Annotated in this window: 7 protein-coding genes and 2 pseudogenes; 7 read left to right on the top strand and 2 right to left on the bottom strand. The window is 63.9% G+C overall.

Features of this window, described 5'->3' with window-relative positions:
- The 3 genes and pseudogenes from ASH02_RS26965 to ASH02_RS06210 form a co-directional block, all read left to right on the top strand.
- Positions 1-133, top strand: a pseudogene (locus ASH02_RS26965) (lipoyl synthase); the annotation flags it as partial.
- 3 nt (positions 134-136) lie between these two features.
- Positions 137-401 (top strand): annotated as a pseudogene (locus ASH02_RS26960) (lipoyl synthase); the annotation flags it as partial.
- Entirely contained in the window at positions 398-1,453 is a 1,056-nt protein-coding gene (locus ASH02_RS06210) for a histidinol-phosphate transaminase (RefSeq protein WP_057294428.1), read from the top strand. The pseudogene ASH02_RS26960 and the gene ASH02_RS06210, both read left to right, overlap by 4 nt.
- Positions 1,454-1,487: 34 nt before the next feature.
- Here ASH02_RS06210 and ASH02_RS06205 read toward each other — a convergent pair whose 3' ends face one another.
- A complete protein-coding gene (locus ASH02_RS06205; protein WP_057294427.1) occupies positions 1,488-2,426 on the bottom strand; it encodes a DUF4352 domain-containing protein in 939 nt (312 codons plus the stop codon).
- 380 nt (positions 2,427-2,806) lie between these two features.
- Here ASH02_RS06205 and ASH02_RS06200 point away from each other — a divergent pair, with 380 nt between their 5' ends.
- The 4 genes from ASH02_RS06200 to ASH02_RS06185 all read left to right on the top strand — a co-directional run bounded on the left by ASH02_RS06200 (position 2,807) and on the right by ASH02_RS06185 (position 7,531).
- Complete coding sequence (locus ASH02_RS06200) at positions 2,807-3,064, top strand: hypothetical protein (RefSeq protein WP_057294426.1); 258 nt, start codon at positions 2,807-2,809, stop codon at positions 3,062-3,064.
- Between the two features lie 131 nt (positions 3,065-3,195).
- Positions 3,196-3,528: a PH domain-containing protein gene (locus ASH02_RS06195; protein ID WP_057294425.1), complete on the top strand. Its 333-nt coding sequence runs from the start codon at positions 3,196-3,198 to the stop codon at positions 3,526-3,528.
- A 220-nt stretch (positions 3,529-3,748) separates the two neighbouring features.
- Entirely contained in the window at positions 3,749-6,349 is a 2,601-nt protein-coding gene (locus ASH02_RS06190) for an ATP-binding protein (protein WP_156409710.1), read from the top strand.
- 21 nt (positions 6,350-6,370) lie between these two features.
- Positions 6,371-7,531 (top strand): hypothetical protein, encoded by a 1,161-nt coding sequence (locus ASH02_RS06185; protein ID WP_057294423.1) that lies wholly within the window; start codon positions 6,371-6,373, stop codon positions 7,529-7,531.
- Between the two features lie 33 nt (positions 7,532-7,564).
- Here ASH02_RS06185 and ASH02_RS06180 read toward each other — a convergent pair.
- Positions 7,565-9,044, bottom strand: a 1,480-nt coding sequence (locus ASH02_RS06180) for a hypothetical protein (RefSeq protein WP_235538996.1), incomplete at its 5' end; no start/stop codon positions are given.

Raw genomic sequence — 9,044 nt, 5'->3', positions numbered from 1 at the left:
CCTGATCCCCGACTTCAACGGCAAGCCCGACCTGCTCGCCGAGGTCTTCGAGTCCCGCCCCGAGGTCCTGGCCCACAACGTCGAGACGGTCCCGCGGATCTTCAAGCGGATCCGTCCCGCATTCACCTACGAANNNGGGCGAGACCCGCGAGGAGATCTCCCAGGCACTCACCGACCTCCACGAGGCCGGCTGCGAGCTGATCACCATCACCCAGTACCTCCGCCCCTCGCTGCGCCACCACCCGGTGGAGCGTTGGGTCAAGCCGCAGGAGTTCGTCGAGCTCATGGAGGAGGCCGAGGGCATCGGCTTCTCCGGTGTGCTCTCCGGACCGCTCGTGCGGTCGTCGTACCGCGCCGGCCGCCTCTACAAGCAGGCAATGGAACGACGGGACCGCCCGTGACCCTGTCGTTGCCCCGGCCACGTCCCAATGTTGCTGCGCTGCCGACGTACTCCCGGGCGGTCTCGGCACCGGTGCGATTCCGGGCGGGATCCAACGAGTCGCCCTTCGGCCCGGGCCCGGCCGTGGTGCGGGCGATGCGGCAGGCGTGCGCCGACCCACACCTCTACCCCACGCTCACTGGCGACCTGTTGGCCGCCGCGCTCGAGTCGCACCTGGACCTCCCGCCCGAGCAGATTCTCGTCGGCGGCGGTTCGCTCGCCCTGTTGCAGCACGCGCTCACCTCCTTCGCCGGACCGGGTGATGAGGTGGTCCACGCATGGCGCAGCTACGAGGCCTACCCGATCGTCATCGGGGTCGCCGGCGCGACTTCTGTGAAGGTGCCGCTCGACAACATGGCCCGCCACGACGTCGACGCGATGCTCACGGCGATCACCCCTCGCACCCGGGTGGTCATCATCTGCAATCCCAACAATCCGACCGGCACCGCGCTGGAGCCAGACGAGCTCGAGCGACTCGTGGCTGGGATTCCTTCCGATGTGCTGGTTCTCCTGGACGAGGCGTACCGCGAGTTCGATCCCCAGGCGGTCGAGACCCTCCCCTGGTTGACGCGGCTTCCGAATCTCGTCATCCTGCGTACGTTCTCGAAGGCCTACGGCCTGGCCGGCCTGCGGGCTGGCTACGCGGTTGGCACCCAGCAGGTGCTGGACACGATCCGCAAGGTCACTCCCCCGTTCGGTCTGAACCGAGTGGCGGAGGCCGCCGCTGTCGTCGCGCTGAGCGAACGCGATCACCTTGCCCACACGGTGAGCGCTGTGCGTGCGGGCCGGGACCGAGTGCGTGCCGAACTCGCTCGAATGGGCATCTGGACACCAGCCAGCGCGGCCAACTACATCTGGCTTCCGTGCGCCACGCAGGTGGATGACCTGGCCCACGCCTGCGCTGCGGCTGGTGTCGGAGTGCGAGCGTTCGCGGGCGAAGGCGTTCGATTCACCGTCGGCACATCTGGCGCCGAGCAGGAGTTCCTGGCTGCTGCCCGATCACTGATCATGTGATGCGCGTGGACTCAGAGGTCACCCGAGGCACACGTCATTCATAAGACTCTGCTGAATAGACGAGCTCGATGGGCTCTGCGTCGGCAGGCAGCTCGTAGGCGATCACGTCGTACTTGGTCTCCCCCGGCTGGACGTTGTCGGCGGTGTACGACGGTTCGCGGTCCTTGCCGGCGAGGTAGCCCTGGTCGTTGAAGTCATCAGAACGCGGGGAGTACTCGGTGCCGTCCAGCGTGTGAATGTTGGCGTCGTACTCCGATGAGAACGTCGCCGGAATCTTGGAGTCGTTAGTGGCGGCGAGCTCGACGATGCAGATCTGGTTCCCCTCGTCTGCGACAAAGTCAGCCTCTTCGTAGTTCTTGTCGTAGCTCGCGCCACGAATTCTGGTGTCACACGTGAGGGTGTCGAAGGCGACCGTGAAAGTCGCTTCGTCACTGGTCACTCCGTCGGCGTTGCCAGGCAGGGACAACGAGCTTCCCGCTGTAAGAGGCAGAACAACAGGGGCCGCCTCTTCGCTGGCGTCGTCCTCTTCAGAACTGGAGGCGCTGTCGTCGTCACCACCGTCGACTTCTCCGTCGACCAGCCAGTGGTCGTCGTCGTAGACAAGGCGAAACGTGTCACCACCGTCGCCGTCGCGATAGGTCACCGAGACGACCGTCTCGTCGTCGTTGCTGCCCTCCGTTGCCTTGTACTTGGCACCGAACAGCTCAACCTCGAATGCTTCGTAGAACCCCTTGATCAGGTCCACCCGATCGTCACAGTCAGATTCCTCGAACGTTTCCTCCAGCTCATCGGCGTAGGAGGAGGTCTCAAGGTCGCAGGCGTCGCTGTCACCGTTGCTGAGGGCAACCAAGTATTCCTTCAGGGTGCTCTCGGCCTCTTCAAGAGTCCGTTCCTGTGCATCATCACATCCAGTGAGGACGAGAAGCCCGGCCGTGACAAAGCCAAACAAGGACCGGTAGGCGACGGTGCGCATGGAGTCTCCCAAGAAAGGCCAGCAGTGAGGAGTGCAGCGATCAACGTAGTGCCAGGACGTCGCGTTCGTCCCGGTTTTTGTCACAGCCACCGAGTCATGCCGACGAGGTGTATCGGACGGTTAAGGCGGTCTTGGATCCCTGGCTGACGTGTCCCGCGAGATACCCCACGGGGGTTGCCCCACGAGTTTGGTCAATCTCAGGACGCCGACCGGCGGGGACTGCAGCATGTGGGGCCGACACCCCTCAGTTCTTTGGAGACTCCTTGTCATCGTTGCTCATGAGCCGACTTGCCTCCCTCGGCGCGGTCACCATGCTCGCTGCCTCTCCGCTACTCATGCCAGCCACAGCAAGCGCCGCCGCTCCTTCGTGCCGAGCGAGCATGTCGGACGCCACTCCCAAGCAGTACTCCAACACGTACGTGCGCGTGAGGACGGCGCGGGCCGTCAAGATTCGCACCGTCGCGCACTACAAGACGTCCAAGACCACCAAGTGGGGCAAGGCCAACTCCGTCGGCAAGGCGAGCATCAAGTACTACATCTCAGGGGCAACCCCGGGCTACAAGGTGCGCGTCTCGGTGACCGTCACCAAGAATGGCCAGTCCCGCACTTGCTGGACGGCGTTCACGCCGCACAGGTGATCGCAACTCCGACCAAGCAGTGACCGGGGCCTTGCCACGGTGAACCTCTACCGGCACGTCCACGGAGGGATCACCGGACTTGGTCATCCGGCAAGCAGCCCATCTCGCATCGCCCGTAAGGAACCCAACTCATGGCGGAAACTGGCGCAATCCTCGCGTGGACCCTCGTCTCCGAATGCCCGATCCCCTCTGACGTAGCTGACCTGCTGGTGGCCGGTGAGCAACCGATCGCGGCCTACAAGACTTTCCGCGACAGCGCCATCTTCACGACCAAGCGACTGATCGTCCGTGACGCCCAGGGGCTGCGAGGCAAGAAGATCGAGATCTACTCGCTCCCGTGGTCGATGGTGAACATGTGGTCCTCCGAGAACGCCGGGGGCTTTCTCGACCACAACGCAGAGATCGAACTCTGGACTCGCGCCGGGCACATCAAGGTGAATCTCCAGAAGGGCATCGATATCTGACGCCTCGACAAGCTCATCGCAGACCATGTACTCGGCGCTCGCTGAGGGTTCATCCTCCCTCTAGCCCCGCCTTGTGCGCCGACCGTCGCCGCTGAGATAACAGGGCCATTCCACCCAGAATGATGCGCCTAGGAGATCCCTGAGCATCCGCCCCTATGGCCGTGAGAACTCATGTCACACCTGATCTCACCGTGTATGTCTCGTTTGGGACAATGGTCGTGTGAGCGGTGTTGATGCGGTGAGAGGCTTCAACTATCAGCATTGTCATGCCCTCCTAGTCGCTCTGGATGTCGCCGTAGGCGACACGATGGCTGGTATCCGTGTGGAGGGCACCGACGATGTGCTGGACCTGGAGGTTCATGCCGCCTCTCCGAGTGGTGGCGCGGGGGTGGTCGTTCGCGGCGTTCAGGTGAAGTCGCGTCAGTACCCGTACACATGGGCGCAGGCCGCCCTCTTGAAAGTCGTACGACGTTGGGCTGCGCTGTCGTCCAGTTCGACGTCCGAGTTCGAGTTCCGGACCGATGGGGAGCTCGGACCGACCGGCGTCGCGGTTCGTGATGCTCTGGATGCTGCCCGTGGCGGTGACCTGACCCAGATTGCTGCGTTGCTCGGCGTTCCGGTTGGTGATCCGCTGTGTGCGGTGATGGCTCGCGCGTCGGTGGTTTCGGAGCCTGGTTCGGTTGAGGCGTTGCTGTTGTCGGCTGAGCAGGAGGTGCGGGCCAGGCTGGTCATCGGTCCTGGGCATCCCGATGCGGACCGTCAGGCTGAGGACCGGGTCAATGAGCTGTTCACGCTCATTTCGACTCGGTCCGGGCTGTCGGAACCGGACGACCGGTTTATCAGCCGGCAGGAGATCGTGGACGTTCTCGGCGGCGTCAGCCAGCTGACGGCCGCAGACCGGTGGGCCGAGGGGCTTGGGGCCGAGTATGTTGCGGCTGCGGTTGGTGAGGACCTTGCGTCTCTGATAGTTCCGAAGTTGCGGACCGATTCTCGCGACTCCTCTTTGACCATCGCTGACCTCGCCGGGTTCAAGGGCCCGGTTGTGTTGTCGGGCCGCACCGGTTCAGGAAAATCGACGCTCGGTCGATTGTGGTGCGCGGAGGCTGCGGCGACCGGCGGACGCGTTGTTGTCTGTCAGGCCGAGGGGTATGTGCTTGAGCGTCTGGACCGGTTGGTCGCCGACGCGGTTGGAGACAGGGTCGGTCGTGCGCTTCCCCGTGTTGTTGGGCAGCAGGTGCTTGGCGACCTGGACGCGACCATCGTCATCGACGGTGTCTCGGAGATTCCGGCACACGCTCGCGCAGAACTGGCCAAGGAGCTGCAGGTCCATCTGTCTGGTGGACATGGCGCGCGGCTGGTGTTGATGGGGCGCGACGAGAGCGTGTGCGCCAGCGCGTTGCCCGCCTCAATGACCGCGGATCGGCTGTACCCGGAGTCGTTCGGACACGAGCAGCGGTTGGAGCTCACGGCGAACGTCCTAGGGGTAGCGCCAGGCGAGGAGTCCGGTGGCGCCGCTGAGGACGGAGGCCACGAGTCGGATAGGCAAGAGTGCCGTGTGGCCCTGGGCCAGGTTGAGCATGCGCTCGGCGATGCGGCGGGCAACCCGATGCTTCTGCGGATGGCGCTCCAGCTCGTCGCTGGCGGCACTGCGTTCACGGACCGCGCGTCGGTGTACAAGCTGACGGTCGCGCGGATGGCTGAGCGTCAGAACGTTGCCGACATTCGCATCGCTACGGCGGCCCTCGGCATCGTGTTCTCAGAGCTCCTGGATGACGGCCGACGGTACGCGAACCCACTGGAGTGGGCGCGACTGTTCAACGGCGCGGGTGAGAAGCTCAAGGCCGTTGGAGTAGTGGAGACTGCCGACGAAGTCCGCGAAGCGATTGAGCGCAGCGGCTTGGTGACCGCGGTGACGACCGGTGAGTCTGGTCGGGTTCGTGTACCGGTCCACGACTCGTTCGCCGATTACTTTGCGGCCCGCGCTCACGCAGATGGACTGGTTGCACTTCCAACCACACTGGTCGAGAACGACGAGAACCGTGTCCTGCTCTCCGCGCAGATGACGATGTTCGACACCATCCAGAGCTTGGCCGTGGCACATCAGCTCCCGTTCACTATGGTTCGGCTCAGCGAGTTCGACCACACGGCATTCGGCGATGACGCTCCAGAAATTGTCGCGGCACTGTTGAACGCGTTCCTGCCCGATGCCGCTGCCGTGAACGTGACGATGTGGCGCGGGAAGGACGGGCGTGCGGTCGCGCAGGTCGGCACTCTGGCCACGGGTTGGGTCGAGACCGCAGACGCACCTGCCTTCTATGCGAGCCCGACCGCGGTCGCCGAACCCGCCGACGGCCCGGTGACAATGGCGGTGCGACTGTGGCGACTCGTCTTGAAGCAGCGCCTGCGACGCGACGCACGGCTCCGCCCGAGGGCGCCGAAATCGCGAGAGGAAGGTGCCGCCCAGCTCGCGGACCACGCTGAGCAGACCGTTTCTGCTGGCCAGGTCATCCTCCTCGAGGTCGCACCCCCGAGCGCCGTCGACCGGCTCTCCCGGACTGTGGGTCCTTTCGGTATGACCGGTGTCGTCTACCAACGACAGAGCAGCGGCGTTCGACTCGACTATTGGCCAGTGAGATTCAGACGCACGGTCGACATTGACGTGTCCCCCTCCCCTAATGACCAGCCACCGTCCGACGTCACGGCCGACGGCTTCACTGCCGGCGGCGACGTCGAGTCGCATCTCTCAACGTCGCCCGAGAAGACCGCCGCGAAGCAGATCTCCGACGCAATCATCAAACTCACCCGCCCTCACTGGCTCTAGGCCCCGAAGCAAGGACAAACAATGAGCAACGACCACGAAGAGACCTCGCCTGCTCTGTGGGAGGCCGTGTGGCGCTTGGCCGATGCGTGGTCCGAGACCCCGGTCGTTCTGGAGTTCGCCTCGCCGCTGCCGCGCCACCATCTATTGAAGCCAGTACCCGAGGGCACGAAGAGCGTCACCGAATTCCTGAAGGAGCTCGGCATTCGGGCCGGTAGCCTCCTTCACGCCCCGTCGATGTTCGGGAGCCGCATCCCAGTCTTTCTCGGCGACCCGTTCCTTGCCGGAGCGGCAATGTCCAAGGTCGAGCAGCCTGAGTTGAACGACTGGCTTCAGACTGCCAACAAGGTCGAAACTGCATTCCGTTACACGCTGGGTTGGCTTCGGTCCTCGCTCGCCGGGTACCCGATCCTGCGGGCACCTCAACTTGCCCCGGGAACGCCTCTGACCACGTTCGAAATGACAAGCGAGTTCATCTGGACCAAGGACGAGCTACGAAGCAGCCTGAACCAGTTGCCGGCACCGCCAAGCGTTCCGCAGCTACTGGGCGCCGACGCACCCACCAGCGTCGCCTTGGATGAGGCTGCTCGCGACGTTGCCGCACGTCTGCAGCAGACCTCGGCCTGGACTCAGTTCGCGGCAGCGGCGAAAGCGCTCGATGAGGACGCGAAGTTGGCGCTCCGCGAGGCGCGCGCTGAGCTCGCCGAGAAGTTGTCCGAGGAGAGCACCAACGAGCACGAGGAGAACCTCGCGCTGCCTCGTAGCGAGTATCGGGCGCACACCACCGCAGAAGCGGTCGAGTCCCTCACCGGACCAGCTCGCGAGTACGCCAAGGCTTTCGGACGCGTCCAGGCACTTCTTCGTCTGGTCATGTGCGAGGTGTTCGGCGAGCTCGCGTTCTACGGCGAACCCTGCCCCATCCCGGCGACGAACCTGAACGCGCCCGAACCCGGAAAGCCGGTCGTCGAGTTCGAGTCGACGCCAAGCGCTGGGGTTCTCGTCAGCCCGGGTCAGGTGGTCTGGCTCGGGAGCGACGCTGTTTCTGACGCCGTTCGTATCGAGGGCATCACTCACACCATGGACTTCGTTACTGGTGGTAGCGACCTCTTCACCGCGACCGTCCTGATCGGGACCGGCGAGGTGTGGCCTGAGTCGTCGGTGGCGTTGCCAGACATCGACGAGTAGAGCGAACTCACATCAGACGTCGGCCAAGACCAGTTAGGCACTGGCCCAGACCCGGAGTGAGCTCTGAAGCGTGTCACCTAGGAAACGTTCAGTGGCGCCTAGCAGGGCTAGCATGTCGTCGCTGATCTTGGCCTTCGACAATCCGGGCTGGACAACGAGGACTGTCACGCTCAGGTCGCGGTATCGCGCTTCGTTCACGAGAGTCGCCAGTGTCGCAAGGTCACCCTTGATGATGCCATTCTTGCCGTCGGCCTGCCGAGCGCGTTCTCGTCGCAGCAGTCGCTTGACCAGCTGTTCGGGGATCGACTTCGCACGGTTCATCTTCATCGCTTGTCCGCAGACGTCATACAGGTCGTCGATTCGTGCGCCGGGCTTCTCCTCCGAGGAGTACTTGCAGTGCGCGAAGGCCACGTGGAGCTTGTCGTCGCTGCGGCGGATGCAGACCACGTCGGCGAGCTCACCGTTACCGTCGTCGTCGATGATGAGGTCCCACGCGGCTTCCTTCTCGAGCAGTTCGATGCTGCGGAACTGAATGGTCGCTGGGTCACGTTCTTGCCCCTGCGATTCCCTCCTGAGGTCGATGCCTTGCCAGTCGACGGGCTCGATATCGTCGTGTGCGTACAAAAGCTTGGCCCGGTCAGGCTTCAGCAGGAAACCTTGTTCGACGAGGACGAGCTCGTCCTCGAAGGTGACCAGAAGACCGTTCGCCGTCATGAAAGCGGCGAGGCTGACCGCGTCGGAGGTCATGACGATCTGACCGTCATCGCCGACCGGAACGATGGTCGGCGGCTCCTCGGGATGGAAACGAAACTCGTACTCGAGCGACCAGGCCGGGCACACGACTTTGAATCGAAGCGGACCCGAGGAGCTGTGGTCAGACAGCTGAAGTTCGGTCTCAAGCAGCGCGAAACTCTGGCCTTGATGGCTCACCTTGCGCGCCTCGCTCATGGCCGCGATGACTTGATACGGCCATTCGATGGAGAGCGGTACCGCGTTGGGGCGCTCTGTTGCGGGCTGCGGGAGTAGGAACCCGGCCATCACGGACTCCAGTGAGACGCTCAGGTCGGTCACTGCCGGACCTACTTCGCGTACCCACTCGACCCAGTCATGGATGTCACGTGCTTGTTCGTGGCTCCAAACCCGTCCTTTGCGTGAGGCGCCGAAGCTCACCGGGCGGCCGTCGGTGAATCCGTGCGCGAAGATGTTGGTCTTCATCTTGGTCGCGCCTTCGCCTTTCCAGGCTGTCAGGACGTCCTGGCCGACGTGCATGGAGAAGCGCCGGTTGCGGTTGACTGAGTCGAGCAAGCCGACGTTGGTGGGGACGCGCCGATGCACCTTGGCGAGAATGCGGTACAGGGTGTCGTCCTTGACCAACGCGACGCTCTTGCCGCCGACGGCCTTGGCGATGTCCTCGTGCAGGGATGCGTTGTTGGTGCTGTTGACGTAGACGAATGTTATGTCGCAGGACATCGGTGACGATTCTGTATCAGCACATCGGTGACAGTGCGTGGCT

This window comes from Nocardioides sp. Soil796 (assembly GCF_001429525.1).
In the GTDB taxonomy this organism is placed as follows: domain Bacteria; phylum Actinomycetota; class Actinomycetes; order Propionibacteriales; family Nocardioidaceae; genus Nocardioides.
This window is presented reverse-complemented; position numbering and strand designations above follow the sequence as displayed.